Consider the following 25,998-nt stretch of genomic DNA (forward strand, 5'->3'; position numbering starts at 1 on the left):
ATTAAGTTTCAAGTGAACCAATCCCGAAATTTGAAGTGCCATTATAGGGAAAGAGTAGGATAAGTTAAAATCAATAATTTTGATTATTAGTATAGTTCTTAAGCTATATCAGGAAAAGAGGGAAAATGCTTTGTCGCTCATTTTTTGCCCCTCGACTTTGAGAAGCTCAATCATCTTTTCAGCGGCGATAGAGAGGTCTTTGCCCTTGGGGTAAGTGAGATACCAGTGACGGTTAATGGGGAAACCTTTAACATTGAGGATTGAGATTTCACCTGTTTCGATTTCTTTCATGAGGGTTGGAATAGAGGCGACAGTAATACCCAGGTTTTGCAATAACCCTAGACGAATCGCTTCATTTCCGCCTAACACCATTTTGATTTTAGGTTGAAAATCAAATTGTTTAAAGACATTGTCGATTTGTGCGCGGATACCTGATCCCGTTTCTCTCATCAAGAATGCTTCATCGGTTAAATCTTGAATGCGCAGTTTCTTGCCAACTAAAGGGTGGCTACTGTTGGCGACAAAAGCAAGAGGGTTTAGTGCAATTCGAGATGAATTGACGTTCAGGTCTTCAGGCGGTTGACCCAAAAGGTAGAAGTCATCTTTGTTCTCATTGAGCCTTTCCAGTAGGTTTTCTTTGTTACCAACGCGCATTAATACGGTGACATCAGGATAGGCTTGCGAGAATTTATGAATGACTTCCGGTACGAAGTATTGGGCAGTTGAAATGACCGACATCTTAACACTACCGCCGGAGAAGCCTTTGAGGTGGTTTATCTTTTGTTCAACGGTCGATAATTGTGACAAAATCACGTTACAGGCATCGTAAAGAATTTTGCCGGCTTCAGTCAGATAGACTTTGCGACCTATTTGTTCGAATAGGGGAACTTCAAGAATATCGGATAGCTTTTTCACCTGCATGGAAACCGTTGGTTGTGTCAGGTGAAGTTGCTCGGCAGCCTTAGAAAAGCTTTGATTGTTAGCGATACACTCAAAAACTTGAAGTTGTCTTAGAGTGGCATTTCGGGCAAGCTGAGCAATTTTTTCAGGCATAGTGAATGAGCTTATTCTTCGATATCATCTAGTTTTCTGATTTTTTTGTAAGCTTTTTTGACGGCTTGTTTCACGCGTTCTTCGACTTCATGATGCTCTTGTCCGGACATGTAAAAAGACATATCAATATCGTAGCGAATATATTTGGGTGGAATACGGTTGAGAGCGATGCAAGCCATATCGGCCAATTGGTTTTCCGTCAGACCGGATCTTAGATAATTCTCATTGATTTCGTCGAATACTTTTTTTTCATAAAAGTTGTGAACACTTTCCAAATCAGACATCGAAACCTCCAGTGGCATAGATTGCATGCATTGCTTTCAAAACATCATAATGAATTTTTGCAAGCTAAGGAAGGGATTTATCCAATATAAGCGAAAAGCGCCTTGGTCTGAGTGTAAATTGAGGCGATAGCTTGCTTCTTGCTGGGTAAGTGATGATAATCGGTTACAACAAGTGGTGAATGTGGCGCCACTGATTTCAGCACTATTTTGAAAGAGACCTTACATCATGCAATTTCTATATAGTTTGGCCAGTTTCGCGCATTTGCTTGCTGCCATTTTGTGGGTTGGCGGTATTTTTTTAGTTTATATGGTATTTCGCCCGGTGGCGATGCAGTTGGAACCACCCCAAAGATTGACGATGTTCTTGGGGATTTTCAACAAATTCTTTCCTTGGGTTTGGGGATTTATCTTTGTATTGATTGTCTCTGGCTATGCGGATTGGATTTTAAAACTGGGTGGCTTTGATCGTGCGCAGCTCTATGTCATCGCAATGGAAGTGATAGGCTGGATCATGGTTATTCTGTTTGCTTGGCTTTACTTCGTATTTTTTAGGCGTTTTAAAAAATACGTTGAAGAAGAGAATTTTGCCGAGGCAGGAAAGGTGCTGAATACCAAAATGCGTCCGATTATCGTGACAAATCTTTGGTTAGGAATATTGGAAGCCTTTATAGGTGTGTCAGGTGCTTACTTTTGAAGGCAGGGGTTTGACCAAAAGAAAAGGCAACCAGTAGGTTGCCTTTTTTGTTTCTAGCGTTGATTCGCTTAAGTAAGATTGAAACCAGATTTACTTAACTGACGGATTCTCGGCTAATGGCTCTATGGCCGATATCGGTGCGGAAGTAAACATCATCCCACTGGATTTGGTTTAAACCGATATAGGCACGTTTTTGAGCCTCAGTCACGTTTTCACCTAATGCTGTTACACATAAGACACGACCGCCCGCGGTGACCACCTCACCATTTTCATTGGTGGTTGTGCCCGCATGGAAGACTTTGATGTCTGCGGCATTTTTGATCACGTCAGAATCCAGTCCCTTGATAACATCCCCTTTACGGTAGTCATCAGGGTAACCGCCTGCCGCCATGACAACGCCAAGTGCTGCGCGGAAATCCCATTTTGCCGTTACTTCGTTCAAACGCTTGTCTAATGCAGCAAGACAAAGTTCATTTAGGTCAGACTGAAGACGCATCATAATAGGTTGTGTTTCAGGGTCTCCAAAACGACAGTTGAATTCCAATACTTTTGGCGCACCATCAGGTGAGATCATCACGCCCGCATATAAAAAACCTGTGTAAGGCAAGCCGTCTTTTGCCATGCCTTCAATCGTAGGCTCAATGACTTCTTTCATAATGCGGTCATGTACGTCACGAGTCACGACTGGCGCAGGTGTGTAAGCCCCCATCCCGCCAGTATTTGGACCTGTGTCACCATTGTCACGCGCTTTATGATCCTGAGAGGTTGCCATTGGCAGAATATTTTTGCCATCTGCCATGACGATAAAGCTGGCTTCTTCACCAAATAGGAATTCTTCGATAACAACACGAGCGCCCGCATCACCAAACTTGTTGCCAGCCAGCATATCTTCAACAGCGGCAATGGCTTCTTCATTGGTTTGCGCAAGGATAACACCTTTACCGGCTGCCAAGCCGTCTGCCTTGATGACGATTGGCGCGCCCATTTTCTCGATATATTCGATAGCAGGCGGGATTTCAGTGAAGACTTGGTAATCCGCGGTTGGGATATTGTGCTTCGCTAGGAAATCTTTGGAGAAAGCTTTTGAGCCTTCCAGCTGCGCAGCGCCTTTTGATGGACCGAAACATTTCAAGCCAGCCGCTTCAAAAGCATCAACCACTCCCAGTACCAATGGCACTTCAGGTCCGACAATCGTTAAAGCGATATCATTATTTTGTGCAAAATCTACCAGGTTGGGGATGTCTTCAACAGCAATATTGACGTTTTCCAACTTAGGTTCAAGTGCGGTTCCGGCATTGCCAGGTGCAACAAAGACTTTAGTTACTTTGCTTGATTGCGCCGATTTCCATGCCAGTGCGTGTTCACGACCACCACTTCCGATAACTAATACATTCATTATTTTTGACTCTCTCTTCCGAGTTAGAAATTTGTTTATTTTTCTATTTTAAAACTAGCGCTTTGCACTACATCAGGGTAATGAGCGTTTTGCTTGCGTTCGAGGCGGGCAGTAAAACCGGAGCGGAGTGTACTTAGAGTACATGAGCACCGGAAGTTTACTGCTCAACGAAGAAATCAAGTAAATAAACCCCTTTAATGTTTGAAGTGGCGCATCCCTGTAAACACCATCGCAATACCATGTTCGTTAGCGGCATCGATGACTTCCTGATCGCGCATCGATCCGCCTGGGTGGATGACCGCAGTAATCCCTGCCGCTGCTGCCGCATCAATACCGTCTCGGAAAGGGAAGAAAGCATCAGAAGCCATGACTGAACCAGGGACTTCCAAACCTTCGTCCGCTGCTTTGATACCTGCGATTTTAGCAGAGTAAACGCGGCTCATTTGTCCTGCGCCCACACCGATCGTCATGCCGTCTTTGACATAAACAATGGCGTTCGACTTAACGTATTTGGCGACTTTCCAAGCAAAGAGTAGGTCTGCCATTTCTTTTGCAGAAGGTGTACGCTCAGTAACAACCTTTAAGTCTGCTTCGGTTACGCTACCTAGGTCACGATCTTGAACCAATAAGCCGCCAGTCACACGTTTGTAATCATAAGCTGCTTGCTGTTCTCCGAGTTCGCCGCAAGCTAAAAGACGCACGTTTTGTTTGCTGGCAACGACCGCTTCGGCTTCCTTGGAAACACTTGGTGCAATGATGACTTCAACGAACTGACGATCAACAATCGCTTGTGCTGTTTCTGCATCCAATTCACGGTTAAAAGCGATAATGCCACCGAATGCGGAAGTTGGATCGGTTTTGTAAGCACGGTCATAAGCTTCAAATAAACTGGCGCCAATAGAAACCCCGCAAGGATTAGCGTGTTTAACGATAACACAAGCCGTGTCGTCAAAGGTTTTTACCAACTCCAGCGCCGCATCTGTATCTGCGATATTGTTGAAAGAAAGCTCTTTTCCTTGAATTTGGGTTGCAGTGGAAATAGAGGCTTCAGTTGGGTTGCGCTCAGTATAGAAAGCCGCTGCTTGGTGAGGGTTCTCGCCATAACGCATACTTTGCTTCTTAACGAATTGTGTTGAGTAGGTGCGTGGGAATTTGTCTTCAGCATTGTCGGTAAACATGGTGCCGAAATAGTTTGCAATTGCACCGTCATAACGAGCCGTTTGCTCAAACGTTTTGATTGCCAAATCAAAACGGGTTGCATGGCTAAGTTGACCATTGTTTGCAGACAGTTCTTCAAGGATGCGTGAGTAGTCAGCAGGGTCTGTTACCACCGCAACGTCTTTATGGTTTTTAGCGGCAGAGCGCAACATGGTTGGACCACCGATGTCGATGTTTTCAACAGCGTCTTCCAAAGAGCAATCGGCTTTCGCAACCGTTGCTTCAAAAGGGTAAAGGTTGACAACCACCATGTCGATTGGGTCAATGCCATGCTCGTTCATGATGGCATCGTCCGTACCGCGACGGCCTAGCAATCCACCGTGAATTTTAGGGTGTAATGTCTTAACACGACCATCCATCATTTCTGGAAAGCCGGTATATTCGGAAACTTCTGTAACAGGTAAGCCTGCTTCCGACAGAACTTTATAAGTTCCTCCTGTAGACAGGATGGCAACCCCCATAGAGCTGAGTGATTGGGCAAATTCCAAAATGCCGGTTTTGTCGGACACACTGATAAGCGCGCGGCGAACAGGTTTCATAGTTTTTCTCCGAAGTTAAATAACATAAAATTTGGTTTTTAAGGTTTTGAAATCTGGTAGGTTTGAATCTTTTTTCTCAAGGTGTTTCGGTTGATGCCGAGAATATCTGCCGCCTTGCTCTGATTGTATTCAGTGTGATTCAAAATATATTCGATCATCGGTTTTTCAACTTGTCCGATGACGAGCTGGTAAACATCTGAAGGCACTTCTTCTTGCAGAGTTTTGAAATAAGCATCTAGTGTCGTGGTGACGTGATCGCTTAAAGAGCTATGCTGTTTTTCATTAAATGAAGTCATGGTTTAAAAAACTCTTTTACTAACTCAAGCTGTGCTTGAGCGCTACTTAGTTGGTTAAATTGTTTTCTAAGTTCGGTGCCGTTTGTAAGATGTTGGCTGTACCAGCCTATATGTTTTCTGGCTATGCGGTGCCCTTGTATTTCTCCATAGAGCTGATAAAGACCGTTCAAATGTTGCATGACGACCGCTTCTATTTCAGCTGGGGAAGGCTTTTCCAATAGCGTTTGCGTGTCAAGATAGTGGGAAATCTGCTTAAATAACCAAGGGTTACCTTGGGCAGCGCGCCCTATCATGATGCCATCGCAAGCTGTATATTTTAATACAAAATCCGCATCCTCGGGGGTGCAAATATCACCATTTGCAATGACCGGAATTGAGACAGAAGCCTTTACATCTCGAATGGTGTCATATTCGGCTTTGCCATTGAATTTGTCCACACGCGTGCGACCATGAATAGTGATGGCAGAAAGTCCGCAGGCTTCCGCCAGTTTGGCGATTTCCAGTGCGTTTTTGTTTTCCGGTGAGGTGCCGGTACGAATTTTGACGGTTACCGGTAGATCGACTGATTTTTGTACGGTCTCAAAAATGGCTTGTACGCGTTCAGGGTAAGCCAATAATGCTGAACCGGCGGCCACGTCGCAAACCTTCTTCGCAGGGCAGCCCATATTGAGGTCAATGACTTGAGCACCTTTGTCTTGTTGCCATTTTGCCGCTTCTGACAATTCTTCCGGGTCTGTTCCCAGCAGTTGAACGATACGCGGTGATTCTTCGCTTTCGTCAGCATGACGGCTGGAGGATTTGGCAGACTGCCAAAGTTCTTTTTTGGACGCCACCATTTCCGAAACGGCATAGTCCGCACCTAATGCACGAGCAATATCCCTAAACACTCTGTCGGTTACACCCGCCATCGGTGCTAGCGCAAGCGTTGGCTTGTTGGTGTTTTGAGTGCTGTTAAGGGATGCGTATGAAAAGGCCATGTTTTAGTTTGTAACACTTTTGGGTTTAGTGCTTCTGAAATGTTAGTTGAGTCCACTCATCCAGCTGATTATGCTCAAGCAGATCAAACCCTTGGGTTTGATAGTGAGAAATCAGATCCTGCGCTTGGGTGGTCAAGATGCCTGACAATACCAGCGTACCTTGAGGTTTCGTTAAACGATGAAACTCTGGGGACAGTTCCTTAAGCGGACCAGCAAGGATGTTGGCAATCAGAACATCAGCAGGATCGGATTTAAAGCTCTCTACCAGAGCGAACGCGATCTGGGCATTATTTCGTTCAGCGTTTTGTTCACTGGCAATAATGGCTTGAGGGTCAATGTCGGTACCCTTCACTTTTGTCGCGCCAAGCTTGGACGCAGCTAGAGCTAAAATGCCGGAGCCACAGCCATAATCAATCACCGTTTTGCCGGCAGGAGGGTTGGCATCCAGCCAAGTTAAACACATGGCAGTGGTGGGGTGAGTGCCTGTGCCAAATGCCATTCCTGGATCCAGCATTAAGTTGGCGGCATCGGGCTGCGGCGCTTCGCACCAGCTAGGAACAATCCATAGTTTGTCGCCAAATTGCATTGGCTGGAATTGATCCATCCAAGCACGAATCCAATCTTTATCTTCAAGGGCTTCGACTTTGAAAGTTGCATCTTTGAGTTCTGGAACGATGGAAGTCACCAAGTCTAAGATGGGCTGGACTTCAACCTCGGCATCAAATAGCGCCTGTACGGTTGTGTGTTGCCAAATCGGCGTGGTGCCGAGCTCCGGCTCATAAATCGGACGATCTTCAGCATCGATAAAAGTCACTGAAGCGGCATTGGCTTCCATAAAAGCATCCGATAAAGGTTCAGCCAATTTTTCTTCGACGGTGAGGTTGATTTGTATCCAAGCCATGTATATTTCCTAAAATATCTTTTTAAGATTTCTAAAACGAAAAAACCACGGGTAAGGGCAAGCAGCACCTTCCGTGGTTATTGAAATCAATCGTGAGAACTTAAACTAGGTGTTCTAATCTATGCTCTAAGTAGTGGATGTTTTGTCCGCCTTCGCAGAAGCCAGCATCGTTCATGATTTCGCGTTGCATGTGAATGTTGGTTTCAATCCCTTTGATAATCAGTTCTTGAAGAGCAACATCCATTTTGCTGATGGCTGTCTTGCGGTCATTACCATAGCAAATCAGTTTCCCGATCATGGAATCGTAATTTGGTGGAACCGGATAGCCTGTATAAATGTGAGAATCCCATCGAACACCCAATCCACCAGCCAAGTGCAATCTGTCGATTGTGCCTGGAGAAGGAATGAAGTTTTTCGCAGGGTTTTCCGCGTTGATACGGCACTCAATCGCATGGCCACGAATTTCAATGTCTTCTTGTTTGAGAGACAAAGGTTCCCCCATGGCTATTTTGATTTGTTCTTTAACCAAGTCGACACCGGTGACTTGTTCTGTTACCGGGTGCTCTACCTGAAGGCGGGTGTTCATTTCGATGAAGTAAAACTCGCCATTTTCATATAGGAACTCAAAGGTTCCGGCACCACGGTAGCCGATTTCAATACAAGCGTTGACACAAGCCGTACCGATTCTGTTGCGTTGCTCATCGGTAATGCCTGGTGCAGGGGCTTCTTCGACCACTTTTTGGTGACGACGCTGCATAGAGCAATCACGTTCACCAAGGTGGACTGCATTGCCTTGACCATCAGCCAATACCTGAATTTCGATATGGCGAGGGTTTTCAAGGAATTTCTCCATATAAACTTCTGGGTTGCCGAAGAAGCTACCCGCTTCTGATTTGGTCAACTGGATGGATTTAATCAGGTTGGCTTCAGTATGAACCACGCGCATACCACGTCCACCGCCACCACCGGATGCTTTGATGATGATTGGGTAGCCAATTTCTTTTGCCATGCGTTTGTTTTCGTCATCATTGTCACCCAAAGGTCCGCCTGAACCAGGAACAGTAGGAACGCCAGCTGCGACCATTGCTTTAATGGCAGAAACCTTGTCACCCATGATGCGGATAGTTTCGGCTTTAGGGCCGATGAAAACAAAACCACTTTCTTCGACGCGCTCCGCAAAGTCGGCGTTTTCAGATAAGAAACCATAACCAGGATGGATGGCTTCGGCATCGGTAATCTCTGCCGCTGCAATGATGGCAGGAACATTCAAATAACTTTCAGAAGAAGGCGCAGGTCCGATACAGACTGATTCGTCTGCAAGAAGAACATGTTTTAAGTTAGCGTCAGCGGTGGAATGAACCGCAACGGTCTTAATGCCCATTTCTTTACAGGCACGTAAGACGCGAAGGGCGATTTCACCACGGTTCGCGATTAGTATTTTTTCAATCATAGCTTCTCCGCGGAGTCTGATTATTCAATAACGAATAGGGTTTGACCAAACTCAACTGGTTCAGCGTTCTGAACCAATACTTGCTTGATGGTTCCAGACTTATCCGCTTCGATTGGGTTCATGATTTTCATTGCTTCGATAATACAAAGCGTATCGCCTTCGGAAACTTTGTCGCCGACTTTAACGAAAGCCGCGGCATCCGGTGAAGGTGCTGAGTAGAAAGTCCCGACCATTGGAGACGCTACCTTGTGACCAGAAACTTCTGGCGCAGCGGCAGGAGCAGAAGGCTCTTGTACTGGTGCAGCAGCAGGAGCTGGAGCGTGCATCATCGCTTGAGGCGCCATAGTTGGTGCTTGCATATAAACAGGCTCCTGGCTACGCGTAATACGAATGTTGTGTTCGCCTTCTTTGATTTCGATTTCGGCAATATCGGATTGTTCTACGATTTCGATAAGCTTGCGAATTGATCGAATGTCCATCTTCGGAGTACCTCTAATTAATATTTAAAATTAAATTCATGTGATTCTGTTGTCATTTCAGTTTTTCAACTGCAGCAGCGAGTGCCAATTGATAGCCGATTGGCCCTAGGCCAGCAATAACCCCTTCCGCTAGGTCTGAAAAGAAGGAGTGCTGACGAAAATCTTCACGTTTGTGAATATTTGACAGGTGTATTTCAATAAATGGGATTTTGACAGTTGCCATGGCGTCACGAAGGGCAACGCTCGTGTGCGTGAAAGCAGCGGGGTTAATCAATATGAAATCAATTTTCTCATCCAATGCTTCTTGGACGCGTTCAACCAGTTCGTGTTCCGCATTGCTTTGGAAATGATGTAGACGAACTTCATACTCATCCGCCAAGGTTTCAAGTTCTTCGATAATGTCGGATAGGGTTTGTCTACCGTAATGTTCAGGTTCACGCTTGCCAAGCATATTAAGGTTGGGACCGTTCAGTACCAAAATGTTTGCCATGAATACACCCTAGGATTTTGAAGAATAAAGTTGTTTATAAATTTTTGAAATTATACCTAAATATCAATAAAAACGATACCGAAACTCGTTAAAAGTCTATTGAAAATGCGTGAAATGTTTTGAAAGTGGCGCTTGAGTGCAAGAAGAGGGGTTTTGACGTTAAAAAGCATGTCCCCAACCTGGCAGATTATTGAAAATCTACCAGGTTGGGGGTGTTTTAGTTGAATGAAGCCTGGATGTTTTTAGAGAACTGCTCAGGCTTTTGAAAGCCAATGACGCGGCTTTGTCTGGCTTCCTGACCATCCTTGAAGAATAGGATGGCTGGTGGCCCGATAATGCCAAATGCTTTCATTAGGGCTTTATCGTTCTCGTTGTTGGCGGTTACATCTACCTGAAGCAGTGTTACGCCTTTAAGTTGTTGCATGATGCCAGGATCGGAAAACGTGAATTTCTCCATTTCCTTACAGCTAACGCACCAGTCTGCATAGAAGTCGAGCATAACGGGCTTGCCTTTGGCGACTTCTGCTTTCAGTTCATCAAGTGTGGTGATTTTCTTGAAAGCCAGGTGTTGTTCAGCGGCAGCAGAAGAGCCACCGGCACCACCTTGATAAACTTTTAAAGGCTGCAATGCGTCTTTACTGCCACCCGCTAAACCGATAAATAGGATCACGCCGTAAGTCAGAAGGATAAATCCGATGGATTTAGCCAATTTCGACCAGCCGGATTTTTCACCGATTGGCTCAAGCGCGCCAAGGTAGATAGCAGAACCAATCAGAAGCGTTGCCCAAAGCACCATCGTGACGGTGTCTGGTAGGATTCGCGCTGCCATCCAAATAGCAACGCCCAACATCAATACCCCGAATACGGCTTTGACATTTTCCATCCACATACCTGCTTTCGGTAATAGTTTCCCGGCAGAGGTTCCAAGTAGCAATAGCGGCACACCCATACCAATACTCATGGCAAATAGTGCCGTTCCGCCCAGTAGAGCATCACCGGTTTGACCGATATAGATTAACGCTCCGGCCAGTGGTGGTGCAACACAAGGACCCACGATCAACGCGGACAAGAAGCCCATAATCGCGACACCGGTTAGCGTACCGCCTTGTTGTTTATTAGATAGGTTGGTGATTTTGGACTGTAGGGCGCTTGGGAGTTGTAGTTCGTAGAAACCAAACATCGAAAATGACAGTAGCACGAAGATTAGGGCGAAACTGCCGATAATCCATGGGTTTTGGAACATGACCTGTAGGTTCTCACCAAACAATCCGGCCAAAACGCCCGCCACTGTGTAGGTAACAGACATTGCCAACACATAAACCAGTGACATGATGAATGCTTTACGAGTGGTTAAACTGTCGCCTTGCCCAACAATGATGCTTGATAGAATCGGAATCATCGGGAAGACACATGGCGTTAGAGATAGTAGTAGTCCAAACAGGAAGAAAGTTCCGACAACAATCCATACCGAGCTGTGTTGCAGCGTTTGGGTGATCTGATCAGTTTCGGAGATGGGTGCAGTAGAATTGCTGGTTGCCGGAGATGCAGTTGTCGCATTTGCTGAGCTGGCAGAAAGACTAACTTGTTTCTTTTCCGGTGGGTAGCATACGCCAGCTAAGTCAGAACAACCTTGATAGGTGATTTGAACTGTGCTGTTTGCTGTTAAGTTTGAGATAGGAAGCTTGGCTTCGAAATCCGTTTTGTAAACCAGTGTATCGCCAAACACTGGGTCATTACTTGGCTCTGCCTTTGGTAGCACTAGTGTGCCGAGTTGAGCAGGGCCGTTTAACACGGATGCTTTGATCTTGTCTTGGTAAAGGTGGTAACCGTTCGCCACTTTAAAGGTAAGAATCAAGTTGCCATTGTTGTCTTGATGGCTGGAGAAGGCAAAGGCCTTATCTGCTGGAAGTAGGCCGCCATCATCATTGCTGTCTGCCAGCATATCGTTCAGACTACCCAAGCTGTTCGGGCTGTTAGAACTGCTTGCGGCAGGGATGTCAATCGAGATTTGACGCGTTTGCGGTGGATAACACACGCCAAGCTTATCGGCACACCCTTGGTATTTCACGGTGATGGTTGCTTTTGAAAGCTTAGTCGCTTCGAAAGGTTGTTGGATATCCAGTTTATTTAAGAAAACTTCTGTCTTACCAAAAACAGCATCATCTTTGGTGACGGCGGCGCTGAAAGTGGGGGGGGCCAGTTTTAAGTCGTTTGAGGAAATGGAGACGCGTTGTTTGTATAGGTGATAATCCTTGGCAATTGTCCAGTGAAGATGGATTTCGCCACTTTTAACTTCTGGCGTTGCCAGCTGAAATGCTTGGTTTACATCTAAAAGTTCATCATCGGCGCTTGCGTTTGCCGAGAGAGTGAATAATCCAAAAGACAACAAAAGCAGTCTTAATATCGAACGAAAAGTGGAATTTATCATAGTGGCGCCTTGAAAATATCTATTTTGTTATTATCTTAAAAATTAGGAAAGATGCTATCTAAGTTGATAGTCTTTCATAATGTTTCAAACGTATTCTTATTATTGTAGAGCTGAACCCAATTCTATCCTAAATTTTGTTCAAACCCAAAGTCGCTATAAAGCGATTTGCTTTGTTGAGTAAATGAACCCTAAAAAGAGACCGGTATGTTTAGATTTTTCTTCCTGATGTTTTTGTTGGTACCCTTGGTGGAGCTCTATGTTCTGATTAAGGTTGGAAGCGTGATAGGCGCATTGCCTACCATTTTGTTAACGATATTTACCGCTATTGCAGGTGCTTGGCTGATGAAGAGCCAAGGTATTGCAACCATGCAGAGAGCACAACAAAACTTGGCGGCTGGGCAAGTGCCAGAAACGGAAATGATGGAAGGGTTGTTTATTTTCCTGGGCGGCTTGTTTTTGCTGATACCCGGATTTATTACCGATACCATTGGACTGTTGCTATTGATTCCACCTGTCAGAAGATTTTTTGCCAAGCGATTTATTATGCAACGCCAATCAAGCTATGCACGTTATCACGGTCAAGATGGTAATGTTTATGAAGCCGAGTGGTCGGAAGCCCAAAACGGGCATGTTAAGCAAGTGCATGTTACCTACCATACAAATCAGTCCGATGTGATTGAGGGTGAGGTGATTGATTCTGATGACTCGTCAAAGAAACACGATAAGTAAATGATGATTTTGCGGCAAGTGAGATGCTTGCCGCGAGGCCTGTTTGTTGATGTTAGATTAATAGAGCTTTGCATGAGTGAATTCACGGCTAAAAAATGGTTAAAATTCATCTGAATCGCGTTAAAAAACTTGCTAATAGCTAGCTATTAGCTGCGTTTTCTGCCTTATTCAGTCAAATTTTTCCTCATTTTTAGCTCACGCCTCACTCGTGCAAAGCTCTCTAATAGTTTTCTAACATTTCTCCATACCCTTCTCTATAAGAAGGGTATTTAAAGTCATAGCCCGTTGCACGAATTTTGGCGTTTGATAAACGCTTGTTGCTTCTTTGTGCACGACTGTTTTCTGTTGGTTCAAGGTGTTCAATGTCTTGAGGAACGGAAAGTTGATCAGCCAACCATTCATAGACATCACAGGTTAGTGTCGGTTCGTCATCAACGCCGATGTATAAATCTTCAACCTGATCATAATTCATCAAATGCGCCAACATCCCCACGCAATCTTCAGAGTGGATGCGGTTGCTATAAACGCCTTCCATGCAATGTGCCTTGCCTTTAAGCACTAAATCTATCAAGTGCGTTCGCCCCGGACCATAAATACCGCCGAAGCGAATTACGGTTGCAGGAAATGGCGCGTTGAAGGCAAGTTCTTCGCCTTCCAGAAGGCGTTGGCTGGTAAAGTGTTTACCTTCCGTTGTGCTTTCTTCCGTGACCACTTCGCCATCATTCTGTCCAAACACAGAGGTGCTGGAAACAAAGAATAAGCGTTTGACGTTTTGCACGCTTAAAGACTGAATAACGTTTTTTAGGCCTAAGACATAAGCTTGATAGTAAGCAATGTCTTTATGACTGCTGGCTGAGACGATATAAAAAGCGTAATCAATGTTTTCCGGTATTTCCGGTGGCTGAGAAAAAAGATCTGCCGCAATTGGAGAAATGCTATCAGGAAGTGTGTCGACATTGCGTCGAATACCGAAAATTTCATGCCCATCAGCCGTTAGGGTATCTGCCAAACGACAGCCTAAATCACCACATCCTGCTATTAAAACTCTTGCCACTTTTGAAACTCCGTGAGTGAAAACTGAATTTTTTCGCAGTATGCACTAATTTCAAAAAATAATAAATGACAAATTGTTTACAACCACCGAATTTATTTAAAAATCTGCCAGGTTGGGGTTGAATAGGTTTTACAGATATAAAAAAACCGCCCGAAGGCGGTTTTGGTCTAAATATCTAACGATATTAGAACTTGTAGCCAACTTGCACAGTGTAGCCAACTTGTGAGTGTGTTGTTGAGCTAGTACTGCCAGCTTGTTTTTGTGAGCCAGCCATTCCTGATGCAAAGGCAGAAGACACTCCGCTTGTGTTAACAGTAACCTTTTTTTCAGGCGCATAAACGATAGATGCGTCTAGCGAAACATGTTTGGTTAAGCTGTAGCCACCACCAAGAGTGAAGTGTGACTCTGTAATCGCAGGGAAGAAGGTGTTGTTGAACATATTGATTACAGCACCTTTATAGGTGTTTCCATCTTGTTTCTTGATAGGGTTGCTTCCATAGTTATAACCAGCGCCAACCCAGAAGTTAGAAGCCTGGAACTTACCACCTAGAGAGTAAACGTCTTGGTCTTCCCATCCAAAGTCTTTATAGCCTTTAGCAGAACCCCAACCGACCTTTTTATAGTCAGCATTGACTTCAAAGTTACCAAAGGTGTAGGAAGCTCCGACTTTGATTTCAGATGGTTGTTCTAGGTGATCTCCAAAAGCAGTTTTGAAATCACTATTTGGGTTAACAAAAGCTTGAGAAGCCGTTGAAAGCTGATTTTTGTACTTCATATCAACTGGAGAAAGATATGATGCAGCAAGAGTTAAAGCATTAGTTACATTGAAGTAACCACCAATGTTGTAGCCCATGCCTAGATCAGATGCCATACCATTACCAACGGTTTTTATAGCTGGTGTAGTGGTTTGAGCAGTAGTAATGGTTCCGTCTGCTTGAACGTACATCGGGCTACCATTGTTATTAGTCATTTGAGTTTTGAAGTTGATGTCCAGTGAACCGTATTGCAAGATTGGTGATAGACCAAAACCAAATTTAGATGTGTTGTACGCCAATGTTGGCGCAAACTTCATAATCTGCATGTTTGTTTGTGCGTTAAATAGCATGTCGTTATCTTGGTAGTCCACACCCATACCAGAAGTACCAAACATACCGATACCAAATGTCAATTGGTCGTTGATGCGACTTGAAACGGCTACTGCAGGAATTACATTTGTATCTGCTTTGCTTGTGGCTGAACCAATTGGTGCTTGTGAGTCAGCAGTAGCCTGGCTTCCTGTTGCAACGGCGACTGCGCTGTTTTTGATATTGTTGGTAGTTTTAACGGATGGTTTGAATAAAGTCCCTCCGAAAACCATTTCTGTTCCAGAACTTTTACCAATCATTGATGGGTTGGCAATAACAGTTTCAGCACCGTAGTTAGCGGCAACACCTGTTCCACCAGTTGCGTTTGACATAGCGCCTAGGCCAATCATGTTTGTTCCGTTAGTAGCAAATGCAGAAGTTGCTAGTAGTGTTGAGGAAACTGCTAATGCAATGCGAGTCATCTTCATTTTTTCATTACTCTCTTGTAGTTGAATTTTTTTGTAGCTCTAATTCTCTTCCGTGAGAAATGGGCGTTCATCCTTTGAGCGCGGGGCTACGTGCTTGTCGGAGACTACTATGCCTAAGAGTTTTGTGGGTTGATAATCAAAAAAATTTTATCTTGTATTAGTGGCATTAATTGAAAGTCTTGAGAAAGGATGGTTTTGTTTGGTTAAGGCTGAGATATGATGGTAACCTATTGATTTTAAATAAAATAAGTGTTTATTAATATAAGAATTTACTGTTATTTTTAAATTTTGTGAAGGCGTTTAAAATAATTTTATGGTGAGAGTGCTTTTTTTTATCACTAGTTATTAATATGTTAATTTCCGAATATTAGAGAGAGGTTAACTTGTGTTGCTTTCGACTTAATCTGTGACGAGCACGCTATAAGGCGGAATGCGAAGGTAGTTATGGAGATTGGGTTTAAAGTAGATAAAGAGGATAAAGTACTTGAGGATAGAAATAAAAAAGCCCGAACAAGTCGGGCTTTTGAATCGCTACTTTTTGTATTGAGTATAGTGAGTTCTTAGAAAGAGCCTGACTTACCTTTTTGTAGCATTTCCCAGATAGTATCACGTACTTTTGTGGTAGCTTTTAGCAACTCTGGAGGCATTTTACGGCCCATTTTAATTGCCATATCCATGTTCATTGAGTAGATGTGAAGACCATCTTTTTCACCAACGATTGTGACACGACATGGAAGGAAACCAGCCATTGCTGGAGAGAAGTCTAGCATTTTACGTGCAGTTTCTGGGTTACAGAAAGACATAACGTAAACAGTGTCCGACTTGATGCCACGAGCATTCAATTCTTTTGAAAGAGGAAGTTCACCAACGTTTTTAATATTATTATTGATTCCCACGTTGTTGATTGCGTCGATAACATCCTGTAGTTCAACACCATCATCTACTTTTACTTCCCACATGGTTGCTTCAGCGATGTCACCATCGTGTTTAACCCATTTATCCCAGATTTGCATGAAAGTTTCGCCAGCACCTGGTGCTAGGTTGTTAATTGCATTAATTGTTCCGCAACCTGAAAGGGTAGAAATCGCTGCTGCAACTAAGGCAACTTTGAAAAGGTTTACTAATTTCATTAAGGTATCTCCATTGAGTTGTCGAATTGATATGTATCAATTTTTCAGGTAGCAAGGTTACTCTTGTCATCTATAAAAGAAAAATTAAATTTTTTGTGAAGGAATAACTATATTTTATAGTTAATAAACGAATTCTAATATTTAGGAATTACTAAATAATTATTTGCTTATATTAGTTTAACCTTGAAGCCAAGGGCTCTCAAACGGTTATTTTCAGCTTCGATGCGGTTGCTTTTAACCGTGAATTCCGTCCATTCGTGATGGATGGGATAGTGGCGTCTGTAATATTCAAATTTTTTATGAACCTTATCAATCTCATTTGATCGCATGGCGAGATCGTCAATGTGTGGGTCGTAGCACTGATGTACTAGTTTGAATAACATGGATTGAAAACTGCCATCGGAGCCTGTGTTTAAAGTATCTGTTGGATGAGGGACTTGCTCTTTCCATTTCGTCAGAATGGGCTGATTCCAATGCTTGCATAAAACTTCATAAACCATGCTGCTGCCTTTGATTTTTGCCTCTAGCGCATGGCCTGCTATATGAGGCGTGGCAATGTCTGCTTTTTTGTATAAAAGAGGGTCAATGTTCGGCTCATTCTCCCAACAGTCAATGATGTTGATGTCAGTTTCTGTTTTCGACCAGATGGTTTCGTCGATAATTCCACCCCTAGCTGCATTGATGACAATAGCTGAAGGACGGATTAAATGAAAATTGCTTTGGTTTAACAAGTGGTAAGAAGGATGCTTGCCTTCCCTGGTTAATGGGGTGTGGAAGCTAATGATGTCAGCAGATAAAGCTTTTTCTAATTCAACAAAATGAGGTAAATCTTCTTTTTCCTGCCGAGGTGGGTCGTTCAAGAAAACAGTCATGCCTAGAGCGTTGGCTTTTTGCTCCAATAGTTTGCCAACATTTCCGACGCCAATAATACCTAGAGATTTTTCACTAAGCTCAAATCCGCGCTCTTCTGCATAGTGTAATAAAGCGCTGATAACATATTCAGATACCGAGTTTGCATTACACCCCTGAGCAGAATAAAAATGGATGTCTTTTGAGGCTAAGTAGTTTTGATCAATATGGTCCAGTCCAACGACAGTACTTCCTACAAATTCCACCGTGGAGTTTTCTAGAAGAGTTTGGTTGACTTGGGTGCGAGAGCGGACAATCAGTGCATCGGCATTTTTTACGGTTTCTGCATTGATTTCACGGCCTGGAACCAATGTTACTTCCCCTAAGTGGGAAAAAATGTCTTTTGCATATGGAACGGCGTCATCAATAATCAATTTTTTCATGGTATGTTTTCTATTAGAGTCAAATCTCATTGTTATTATATAGAGTCAAGCAAAGCGACTAAATAAATCTTATGAATGAACATTCAGAGGTTCCCTAGGGTAAAGAAGTTATGTCAAAAACAGTTATGGGAGATGTTGGGCAATTAGAAGTTCGTCTAACATTGCCGGGTGCTAAAAAGTCTGATGCCAATCAAAAACATGATCACTGTGCAAAACATTGGGTGGTTCTGAGCCATCCACACCCGAAATTTGGTGGCACTATGGATAACAAGGTCATAACCACTTTGGAAAGAACTTTTCAGTCTTTGGGGTATGGCACCCTAGCCTATAACTTTAGAGGGGTGGGCGCCTCTGATGGTGAATATGATGGTGGGGACGGTGAACAACGTGATTTGGCTGCCATTGTGAGCTGGCTAAGAGAAACTCATGAAATCGAACACTTAACCTTGGCAGGATTTTCGTTTGGCAGTTATGTCAGTTTAAAGCAATGCTCTTCGCTAAAGGCTGATGCGATTTGTACGGTGGCCCCGGCAGTAGGTATGTATGATTTTTCAGGTATCAATATCGATGTTCCTTGGGTGTTGGTGCAGGGTGGTGAGGATGAAGTGGTTTCGGCTCAGGAGGTGATGGATTGGGCGATGAAACAATTTCATGTGCCAAGTATTTATTACCGTCGGCAAGCCAGTCATTTCTTTCATCGACAATTAGTTTGGTTAAAACAGGTGATATTACTGGAATATTAGAATTTTCTTATATATAATTTGCCGCAATATAAGTATTTACTAATATCTTAATAAGATTGATTTATAAAGTGTGATTCATATAGTCTAACATCGGATTAGCTTTTGTCTGTTATGCTTTAAGATGTGCCTATTCTTTGTTTAAAAAGGTCTGCATACTTTAGAAGTTGAGATAGGAACCAAGGAATGATTATGCCTTTTAAACCGAAAAAAGTCGTGTTGTCGGTATCGGCGATTCTTGCCAGTACAATGTTGATGAGCTTTTCTGTGCAAGCTCAAGAATACAGTTTTGGTCAGTGTGTTGACTTGACCCTAACACAAAACCCGGAAATCGGTGCCAGCCGTTATCGTTTGCAACAAGCGGAGTCAGCCTTGAAAGAGTCTAATGCTCACCGCTTGCCTCAAGTGACACTGTCTGCGACGGCGATGAATTCAGATGATGCATTGAGTGTTTTTGGAATGAAGCTCAGTCAGCGTCAGGCAACCTTTAGAGATTTTGGGTTAGCCGACTACACCGGCGCATCTGCAATTGATAATCAGCCAAATGATTTAAATAAACCAGGTTCCCATACCGATTTTAATACTAGGTTGGAAGTGATGATTCCTGTCTGGAATGGTGGGCGAGTATCCAGTTACCAAGAACAGGCGAAAGCAATGATTCAAGCCGCGCAGCATGGTGATGAAGCGGTTAAGCAAATGCTGACATACAATGTCTATCAAGCTTATGAAGGTGTGCATACTGCCAAGTCGTTCGTACAAGTGGCGGAGCAAGCGGTGAAAGCGGCGCAATCCTATGTTGAAACCACCAAAAACATGGTTGAGCAGGGGATTGTCGTGAAGAGCGAATTGCTGAGCGCCAATGTGCATCTGTCTCAAGCGATGACCGCACTTGAAAAGGCGCAGACACAAGAGCAGATTGCCAAGGATAACTTGAGAATGTTGATGAATATCGACGATCATTCTCCTTTGACAGTTGGGCCGCGAGTTGATTTGACCGTGCCATCGAAAGATCTTCAGAAACTTTTGGATATGGCAAGCAATGCCAACCCCCAACTTGAGGCGTCACGTCAAGTGGTACGTTCGTCTGTTGCAGCTATTGATGCCAGTAAGGCAGATAACTATCCAAGCTTCAATATCATGGCGCGTGGTGATACACACGATGAAAACCTAGCCTTTGGTGCGCAGTCATATACGGTTGCTGGGGTTGTGTCTTGGAAGTTGACAGACTTTGGTTTGACATCCAGCAAGATAGACCAAGCAAATGCGATTGCGAATGAAAAGCAGGCAGCACTGCAATCCAAAGAAAACCAAACAAAATTAATGGTGTTAAAGGCTTGGCGATCATTACAGGTTGCCGAAAAGCAACGTGATTCTAACAGGCTAGCGGTTGGTCAAGCAGAAGAAGCTCAGCGCTTGATTATGAAGCGTTATAAAAATGGTGTGGCTACTATGACAGAAGTGCTAGCCAGTCAGGCTCAGCTTGACCAATCAAGAGCGGACTTGGTTCGTTCGACATTTGAAATCAATATTCAAAAAGCACAGCTTCGCTTGGCGACTGGCACGATGGATATGCATGATTTACAAACAAAAAACATGGTGAACTGAGTTTGTTGTTTGCAGAATTTACCGTATTAAAAGTTTCGATTTAGGGATGGGAACACATGAAAGTATTAGCTAAAGCGATTGTATTAGGGGTGATGTCGGTTTCGATGGTTGCCTGCCAATCAGAAAATTCGGCTGAAAAAACGCCACCGGTTCAAAACGTGAAGGTAGATGTCGAGACGGTCTCGTTAGGCGCGATCCCCTTAAAAGTGGTGGTGCCGGGTGCGATTGTTCCTGATCAGAAGGCGATGATTTCTTCCCGTTTGATGGGCTATATCAAAGATTTGAATGTCAAAGTTGGTCAATCCGTTAAACAAGGGCAAGAGCTTTTTTCTATTGATTCCTCTGATGTCAAGAGTGGCATTTTAAAAGCCAAGTCGGGTTATCAGCAAGCAGAAGCCGCGTTGTTGGATGCAAAGCTGGACTATGATCGTTTTAAAAAGCTTTATGAAGAAGAGTCAGCTTCTAAACAGCAATTCGATAAGATCAGTTTGCAATATAAGGTCGCACAGGAAAACTTGGTTGCGGCGAAAACCAATCTGGATCAAGCGAAATCTCAGCTTCAATATTCCAATGTTAAAGCGCCATTTAACGGGGTGGTGGTTCAAAAAATGGCGGTAGCAGGTGATTTGGCAGCGCCAGGTAATCCGGTACTGGCATTGGAAAATAGGGATTCTTTGAGTGTGCAAACTCAGGTTTCTCAAGATCTTTATTCTGTATTACGCATTGGCGATACGGCTGAAGTGCTTATCGACGGTCAAGATAAGCCAATGATCGGTACTATTTACACGCTAGTCAGTGCGGCAGATCCTAAGACCCGTACTCATACAGTTAAGTTGAGCTTGCCGACCTCTTCGATTGACGTCAACAGTGGAACTTTTACCCATGTTGGGTTTAAGCGTGGAGACAGACAAACGATTATGGTGCCTAAGTCAGCAATTGTTGTACGTTCCGGTATTCAAGGTGTTTTCGTAGACGAAAACAATCAAGCGAATTTTAGAATGGTTCGTTTGGGAGAGTCGATTGGTAACAATATCGAAGTAAAAGCCGGTTTAAATCTGGGTGATGTTATTGTGGTAAAAAATAACGAAAGTTTGTTGAATGGCGACCACTTGGTTGTGGAAAACAAGCCTGCCGATGTTAAAGCCACTGATAAATAACTGAGAGCCGAGTCATGTCAGAACAACAAAAAATTGAACAAACCCATAGCGGTACGCCGGAAAACGAAGCGCCGCTAAACATGGCAGGGAAACTTGCCAAGATGTTTATTCACTCAAAAATCACAATGATGATTATGATCGCTATTATGTTGGCGGGGGTATTGGCATACTTGATTACCCCGAGAGAATATAACCCTCAAATCGTGGTTCCTGCCGCCAATATCATTGTGCCGAAAGGGGGTGCTACGCCTGAAGAAGTACAAAATATGGTCGTCAAGCCGTTGGAGACGATTTTAAGTGCTTTGCCAGGGGTAGATCATACTTTCGGTTATGCCAGTGAAGATTATGGCGTGGTGACGGTACAGTTTAAGGTTGGCGAAAACCAAGTAGAGAGCTTGGTAAAATTGTACAACCAGATCATGCAGAACATGGATAAGATGCCGCCGGATACCCAGCAGCCGATTATCAAACCAATCAATGTTGATGATGTGCCGATTATGACATTGGCAATCACATCTAATGATTTGTCAGGTTACGACCTGCGCGATGTGTCGTTGAAGTTGATTGAAAACCTTCGCAATATTCCTGGGGTGTCTTTCACTAATGTTGTTGGCGGAAAAACCCGCGCCATTAATGTGCTACTGGATGCGCAAAAGATTTCATTAACTGGGCTGTCTCTTGAACAAATCAGCAAAATGTTGACGGGTAATAACGTTTCATTACCTGTAGGAAATCTTGTTAACAACAATAAAACCTATCCAGTCAGAGTGAACGGTTATCTTGGTAATGCTCAACAAGTGGGTAATATCATTATCGGTATTGTCAAAGGGCAACCTATTTATTTGAAGGATATTGCCAAAATTACCGACGGCCCGATGGAGACGGATACGGATACTCGTATCGGTTACGGTATGGCATCACCTAAGTATGCGAATGTCGAAAAACCTGCGGTCACCATTACCATTGCTAAAAAACCGGGAACCAATGCGGTAACCGTGGCGGATGCAGTGCAAGCCAAACTTGCCGAGCTTAAGAAAAGTGTATTGCCAGCGAACGTTCATGTTGATATCACTCGAGATGATGGTAAAAAAGCGAATGCGGCTGTTAACTTGTTGATGGAACATTTAGCGATTGCGGTAGGTTCCGTGGTGGTGATTTTGATTATTTTCTTGGGGTGGCGCGAAGCGGGTATCGTTACCCTGACTGTGCCTTTGATTCTGTTTGTGGTGTTGTTTGTCGGTTATGTTTCAGGGCAGACCATTAACCGTATTACGTTGTTCGCATTGATTCTATCTTTGGGGTTGCTGGTGGATGCCGCCATCGTGGTTATAGAGAACATTCACCGGCATATCCATCATGGCTTTGATCCGAAGGAGTTTGATCAGGTTTTGATTCGTGCCACCAATGAAATCGGAAACCCGACCAACGTTGCAACTTTTGCGGTAATTTTGGCTTTCATTCCAATGTTGTTCGTAACCGGGATGATGGGGCCGTTCATGGCACCAATTCCGTTTAATGTGCCGGTGGCGATGATTGCTTCTTTGGTGATTGCCTATATTTTGGTGCCTTATGCCTCCTACCGTTTTCTAGGAAAGAGTGCTATTGCCAATATGAAGGCACGTCTTAGTACTGAAGCACACCACGTGCAGGAAGAAGACTGGATGCAAAAGCTTTATGGTAAGACGATTGTTCCTTTATTGGATAGTCGTACCAAGCGTAATGTATTCTTGGCTGCTGTTTTGGTGTCGTTAATTGCCGCGATGATACAGCCCGCATTACAGTTCATTCGCTCGGATGGCATGAATCATCCGCTTCATGCCGGTGGTGTCGAAGTGAAGATGTTGCCTTATGACAATACCAGTACTTTCCTTGTGCAAGTGGATATGCCGGAAGGTACGGCACTTGAGGCGACGGATGTGGTGGTGCGTCGTGTCGGTGAAGTTTTGAGACATACACCTTTTGTGACAAATTACAGTGTCTATCTTGGTGAGCATGCACCTATTGATTTTGCTGCGTTGGTTCGTGGTGACTTGATCAAGAAGGGCGCTAACTTTGCGCAGATTCGTGTGAATCTGGTGAATAAGCATGACCGTGATAAATCGTCACATGAGATTGTTCAGTCTTTCAATAAGGCATTGAAATCTGTTCGAATCAGCTTCCCTTCGGCGAATATCAAAATTTATGAAACGCCTCCAGGGCCACCGGTGACGACACAAATTTTGGCAGAGCTTTATGGGCCTGATTACGATAAGTTGCGCGAAGCGGCGAAAGAAATCAACGCCAAAATGCATCAGGTTTACGGCATGATTAATATTGATGACACAGTGACAGCGACCACGCAAAGCTATCAAATCAATATAGATCGTACCCAAGCCAACCTGTTGGGCGTTGTTCCCGCGAAGGTTTCGAAGATGCTGCGTGATTATATCAATGGGTTCGAGCTAGGCTATATGCACTTGGATAATGTGCGTGAACCTGTGAATATCATTGTACGTTTGCCTCGTTCGGAAAGAACTGTTCCGCAGCAATTGCTGTCACTGATGGTGACTTCTCGTTCTGGGCAATCGGTTCCGATTTCGGCATTTGCGACGATTAAAAAAGTTGAGAAAGCCAAACCCATCATGGGAAGAGATCAGCATCAAATGGTGATGGTCGGCGGCGAGTTGTTAAGATCCAGCCCAGTTTATGCAGTTTTGACGCTGGATAAAATGCTGGATGGCGTTAAGTTGCCTGGTTCCGGCGTGACTTTCCATACTGGAAACCTTGGTTTTATCAACGCCCAGCCAAAAGATGTGATGACTTACAGCCTATTGTGGGGCGGTGAGATGCGTTTGACGCTAGATGTGTTCCGAGATATGGGAAGTGCATTTATCGTGGCGCTGATCTTTATTTATTTGGTTTTAGTAGGTTATTACCGCTCATTTATGATGCCGGTGATCGTTATGGGAGCGATTCCGTTAACCATGATTGGTGTTTTCCCAGGGCACTGGCTGACAGGTCAGGCGTTTACGGCGACTTCAATGATCGGGGTCATTGCCCTTGCCGGGATAGTGGTGCGGAACTCCTTGTTGTTGATTGACTTTATACTTGAATACCGTCGAGAAGGTTATAGTCTTCATGATGCGGTTATTCAAGCTGGTAAGGTGCGTTTCAGACCGATCCTGTTGACAGCATTAGCGATTATGTTCGGTTCCATGATTATGATTACCGATCCGGTATTTGGTGGATTGGCGGTTTCGTTGATTTTTGGGACGCTGTCTTCGACCGTATTGACCTTGCTGGTGATTCCATTGCTGTACTTTATCTGGCAATGGCACAGTGGCGTGAAGTACACAGAAGGTGGTTTGCCGCGCCCTCAAAAATAAACAGTAAGCACTGTTTGAAACAAAAAAGCCCGTCACCATTTGGTAGCGGGCTTTTTTATTGGCATTTTTTAATCTACTCAATCTACCCCAACCTGGTAGATTTTCTTACATTAACGGAACTTGATGGCGGAGTCGAGTGCACGTTCGAAAGCATGAAAGTCAAACATGGCGTCTTCGGTGAGTAACAATTCTATTCGGCTATCTTTTCGGTAAGCAATGATTTCCCTTGTGGCGGTTTGAGAGACGTATTGGAATAGCATGCGTGGGTTGCCGACACGGAAAATCCCTTTTGCTCTCAGAACGGTAGGGGTGTGTTGAAACTGTTCGAATAAATCAAAAATCTTTTTCCAGTCAAACACTAAGCTGGCATCAAATATCCACCCAATCGATTGAGCGTGCGGGCTTTTTTGGTAAGCACGTTCAATCACGCCTTCTATAGTGAGAGGCTCAAAAGGGAGGGTGTGAATTGATGGAGCCGCGTTTTCAATCATTAGTGGGTAATTGTTTGGGCTTTCAGTTTGTAAGGAAAAGCGAAAGTGTTCCGAAATGAAATGCTCGCCGTAGATTTCGGCAATATCCACTTCGGCATTCTTGGTTTTCAGTATGCTACGTTTGCTGGGGAAGATATGGTCACGGCAATATGCCTCTAAAGCGTCTGTTCGAGAGTCTTCAGCTAAATCTGTTTTATTCAACAGGATAATGTCTGCCATGTTCAATAGGCTTTGAAAAATAGCTTTGTCGTGAAGGTCCTCTGGCGTAATGCGGCTGGCATCAAACACTGAGAAAAGGGTTTGGATGTCGAAAAGAGGTGCGCACTCTACTGAGTTGAGTACATCTACCACGGTTTCAGGTTCGCCTAGGCCTGTCGGTTCGATAATCAAGCGATCCGGGCGGTACTTTTTGGCGATGTCCACCAAGTTTTGTTTCAGCTCCCCTTTAGCAGTACAGCAAATACAGCCACCGGGAATTTCATGTGTGGACACCTTGGCATCGGCAAGGCTTTCTGGTGCGAGAATGGCTCCGTCTATGCCCACAACGCCGAATTCATTGATTAGGAGTGCCCAGCGTTCTTCTGGTGGTTTTTGTGACACTAAGTGGCGAATCAAGGTGGTTTTTCCCGATCCCAAAGCGCCCGAAATCAAGTTGACGGCAATGCGAGGCTTCATCGT

At 44.1% G+C, this 25,998-nt stretch carries 22 protein-coding genes; 6 read left to right on the plus strand and 16 right to left on the minus strand.

All coding sequences use genetic code 11. The annotated features are described in order from the left end of the window. Positions 1–108 precede the first annotated feature (108 nt). On the minus strand, positions 109–1,053 hold the full coding sequence (locus F8R13_RS06775; RefSeq protein ID WP_152832909.1) for a LysR family transcriptional regulator: 945 nt from the start codon (positions 1,051–1,053) through the stop codon (positions 109–111). 11 nt (positions 1,054–1,064) lie between these two features. Further along, a complete protein-coding gene (locus F8R13_RS06780) occupies positions 1,065–1,337 on the minus strand; it encodes a late competence development ComFB family protein (RefSeq protein ID WP_152832911.1) in 273 nt (90 codons plus the stop codon). Positions 1,338–1,563: 226 nt separating this feature from the next. Between F8R13_RS06780 and F8R13_RS06785 the strand changes: the two genes are divergently transcribed. Next, positions 1,564–2,031, plus strand: a complete 468-nt coding sequence (locus tag F8R13_RS06785; protein WP_152832913.1) for a hypothetical protein — start codon at positions 1,564–1,566, stop codon at positions 2,029–2,031. 94 nt (positions 2,032–2,125) lie between these two features. Here the strand turns inward: F8R13_RS06785 and purD are convergent, their stop codons facing one another. The 9 genes from purD to F8R13_RS06830 form a co-directional block, all read right to left on the minus strand. Continuing rightward, positions 2,126–3,427, minus strand: a complete 1,302-nt coding sequence (purD, locus tag F8R13_RS06790; RefSeq protein ID WP_152832915.1) for a phosphoribosylamine--glycine ligase — start codon at positions 3,425–3,427, stop codon at positions 2,126–2,128. A gap of 194 nt (positions 3,428–3,621) precedes the next feature. Continuing rightward, positions 3,622–5,184, minus strand: coding sequence for a bifunctional phosphoribosylaminoimidazolecarboxamide formyltransferase/IMP cyclohydrolase (purH, locus tag F8R13_RS06795; RefSeq protein ID WP_152832917.1), 1,563 nt, complete (start codon positions 5,182–5,184; stop codon positions 3,622–3,624). 38 nt (positions 5,185–5,222) lie between these two features. Further along, the gene (locus F8R13_RS11765) at positions 5,223–5,480 is read right to left on the minus strand and encodes a helix-turn-helix domain-containing protein (RefSeq protein WP_152832919.1); all 258 of its coding nucleotides are present in this window, start codon (positions 5,478–5,480) and stop codon (positions 5,223–5,225) included. Continuing rightward, a complete protein-coding gene (gene dusB / locus F8R13_RS06805; protein WP_152832921.1) occupies positions 5,477–6,457 on the minus strand; it encodes a tRNA dihydrouridine synthase DusB in 981 nt (326 codons plus the stop codon). The genes F8R13_RS11765 and dusB overlap by 4 nt, the downstream gene beginning before the upstream one ends. Before the next feature lie 25 nt (positions 6,458–6,482). After that, positions 6,483–7,358, minus strand: coding sequence for a 50S ribosomal protein L11 methyltransferase (prmA, locus tag F8R13_RS06810; RefSeq protein WP_152832923.1), 876 nt, complete (start codon positions 7,356–7,358; stop codon positions 6,483–6,485). Between the two features lie 100 nt (positions 7,359–7,458). Further along, positions 7,459–8,808 carry an acetyl-CoA carboxylase biotin carboxylase subunit gene (gene accC / locus F8R13_RS06815; protein WP_152832925.1) on the minus strand — a complete coding sequence of 450 codons (1,350 nt, stop codon included), beginning with the start codon at positions 8,806–8,808 and terminating at the stop codon, positions 7,459–7,461. A gap of 20 nt (positions 8,809–8,828) precedes the next feature. After that, positions 8,829–9,287, minus strand: coding sequence for an acetyl-CoA carboxylase biotin carboxyl carrier protein (gene accB / locus F8R13_RS06820; RefSeq protein WP_152832927.1), 459 nt, complete (start codon positions 9,285–9,287; stop codon positions 8,829–8,831). Between the two features lie 52 nt (positions 9,288–9,339). Further along, positions 9,340–9,777, minus strand: coding sequence for a type II 3-dehydroquinate dehydratase (gene aroQ, locus F8R13_RS06825; RefSeq protein ID WP_152832929.1), 438 nt, complete (start codon positions 9,775–9,777; stop codon positions 9,340–9,342). Between the two features lie 217 nt (positions 9,778–9,994). Beyond that, positions 9,995–12,205 (minus strand): protein-disulfide reductase DsbD, encoded by a 2,211-nt coding sequence (locus tag F8R13_RS06830; RefSeq protein WP_152832931.1) that lies wholly within the window; start codon positions 12,203–12,205, stop codon positions 9,995–9,997. Positions 12,206–12,409: 204 nt separating this feature from the next. On the opposite strand from F8R13_RS06830, the gene F8R13_RS06835 reads away from it, so the two are divergent. Next, positions 12,410–12,934, plus strand: a complete 525-nt coding sequence (locus F8R13_RS06835; RefSeq protein ID WP_152832933.1) for an FxsA family protein — start codon at positions 12,410–12,412, stop codon at positions 12,932–12,934. A gap of 220 nt (positions 12,935–13,154) precedes the next feature. On the opposite strand, the gene F8R13_RS06840 is transcribed toward F8R13_RS06835, so the two are convergent. The 4 genes from F8R13_RS06840 to F8R13_RS06855 all read right to left on the minus strand — a co-directional run bounded on the left by F8R13_RS06840 (position 13,155) and on the right by F8R13_RS06855 (position 17,962). Next, entirely contained in the window at positions 13,155–13,988 is an 834-nt protein-coding gene (locus tag F8R13_RS06840; RefSeq protein ID WP_371414915.1) for an NAD-dependent epimerase/dehydratase family protein, read from the minus strand. A 184-nt stretch (positions 13,989–14,172) separates the two neighbouring features. Continuing rightward, positions 14,173–15,534 (minus strand): OmpP1/FadL family transporter, encoded by a 1,362-nt coding sequence (locus F8R13_RS06845; RefSeq protein ID WP_253806382.1) that lies wholly within the window; start codon positions 15,532–15,534, stop codon positions 14,173–14,175. Between the two features lie 566 nt (positions 15,535–16,100). Then, on the minus strand, positions 16,101–16,670 hold the full coding sequence (locus F8R13_RS06850; RefSeq protein WP_152832939.1) for a DUF302 domain-containing protein: 570 nt from the start codon (positions 16,668–16,670) through the stop codon (positions 16,101–16,103). A 167-nt stretch (positions 16,671–16,837) separates the two neighbouring features. Further along, the gene (locus F8R13_RS06855; RefSeq protein WP_152832941.1) at positions 16,838–17,962 is read right to left on the minus strand and encodes a 4-phosphoerythronate dehydrogenase; all 1,125 of its coding nucleotides are present in this window, start codon (positions 17,960–17,962) and stop codon (positions 16,838–16,840) included. 110 nt (positions 17,963–18,072) lie between these two features. Between F8R13_RS06855 and F8R13_RS06860 the strand changes: the two genes are divergently transcribed. From F8R13_RS06860 to F8R13_RS06875, 4 genes are all read left to right on the plus strand, one after another. Beyond that, entirely contained in the window at positions 18,073–18,705 is a 633-nt protein-coding gene (locus F8R13_RS06860) for an alpha/beta hydrolase (RefSeq protein WP_152832943.1), read from the plus strand. 183 nt (positions 18,706–18,888) lie between these two features. After that, positions 18,889–20,307, plus strand: coding sequence for a TolC family protein (locus F8R13_RS06865; protein ID WP_152832945.1), 1,419 nt, complete (start codon positions 18,889–18,891; stop codon positions 20,305–20,307). A 56-nt stretch (positions 20,308–20,363) separates the two neighbouring features. Next, on the plus strand, positions 20,364–21,464 hold the full coding sequence (locus F8R13_RS06870; RefSeq protein ID WP_152832947.1) for an efflux RND transporter periplasmic adaptor subunit: 1,101 nt from the start codon (positions 20,364–20,366) through the stop codon (positions 21,462–21,464). A gap of 14 nt (positions 21,465–21,478) precedes the next feature. After that, positions 21,479–24,829, plus strand: coding sequence for an efflux RND transporter permease subunit (locus F8R13_RS06875; protein WP_152832949.1), 3,351 nt, complete (start codon positions 21,479–21,481; stop codon positions 24,827–24,829). A gap of 110 nt (positions 24,830–24,939) precedes the next feature. On the opposite strand, the gene F8R13_RS06880 is transcribed toward F8R13_RS06875, so the two are convergent. Beyond that, on the minus strand, positions 24,940–25,995 hold the full coding sequence (locus F8R13_RS06880) for a GTP-binding protein (protein WP_152832951.1): 1,056 nt from the start codon (positions 25,993–25,995) through the stop codon (positions 24,940–24,942). Between the last annotated feature and the right edge of the window lie 3 nt (positions 25,996–25,998).

Source organism: Hydrogenovibrio sp. JE_KL2 (genome assembly GCF_009296185.1).
GTDB lineage: Bacteria > Pseudomonadota > Gammaproteobacteria > Thiomicrospirales > Thiomicrospiraceae > Hydrogenovibrio.